Annotated in this window: 1 protein-coding gene; it reads left to right on the forward strand. The window is 47.9% G+C overall.

Annotated elements, in window-relative coordinates:
- Positions 1-68 precede the first annotated feature (68 nt).
- On the forward strand, positions 69-994 hold a 926-nt coding region (locus DRI82_RS23665; RefSeq protein WP_170138754.1), incomplete at its 3' end, for a recombinase family protein.

The following is a 994-nucleotide window of genomic DNA, read 5'->3' on the forward strand; positions in this document are numbered from 1 at the left end:
CTGGATTCACTTTCCTCTGAATTCAGGTGTGCCAGTATCTGGTTTCATCTCTGTTTTGGTGATGGGCCATGAAAAAAGCGATCGCGTATCTCCGGTTCTCCTCGTCTGTTCAGCAGTATGGCGATTCTTTAAAACGGCAAAACCGGCTCGTGGCGGAATGGCTTGATGCCCATCCCGATTACTTGCTGGACAACCTGACGTATAAAGATTTGGGCCTCAGCGCTTATCACGGCACTCACGCCACGCGTGGAGCATTCGCAGACTTCATGGAGGCTGTAGAGGGGGGTTATATTGAATCCGGCACGGTTCTTTTGGTGGAAAGCCTGGATCGCCTGTCACGGGAAAGAATTGGTGAAGCCACGGAGCGGCTCAAACGCATATTAAAGGCCGGTGTCGAGGTTGTTACCCTTAGCGACCATACGCATTACACGATTGATTCTTTGGATGACCCTTACTCCCTGATAAAAGCCATCCTCATTGCCCAGCGTGCCAATGAGGAAAGTGAAATCAAATCGCGTCGCATGAAATCTGCATGGCAGAAGAAAAGGGAGGAGGCGGAGGCGTCAGGAAAAATCATTACCCGAAGTTGTCCACGCTGGTTGAAAATGGACCATGACGGGAAGAGTTTCGAGTTGATACCTGAACATGCCAGGACGATTAAAGAAATATTTCGCCTGCGGTTGGAAGGGCAATCTCTTAATGGGATTGTTAAAATCCTGAATGACAAAAATGTGGTAACGCTGACTGGCGAAACGGGGGTCTGGAATCCCTCTACCATTGAAAAATTGTTAAAAAATAAGGCGCTTATTGGAATAAATGTCCCGTCATATCGTACGAAAGCGAACGACATCAAAGAAATCTCGGGCTATTTCCCCCGCGTCATTCCCGATAAAGTTTTCTATGCCGCCAGTGAGTACAGAAAGCCGCCATATGGTAAAGACATACACACTGACAACCCTTATCTCATCAATCTCTTCCGTTCTGTCATGAAGTG

The organism is Edaphovirga cremea, assembly GCF_003332275.1.
In the GTDB taxonomy this organism is placed as follows: Bacteria; Pseudomonadota; Gammaproteobacteria; order Enterobacterales; family Enterobacteriaceae; genus Edaphovirga; species Edaphovirga cremea.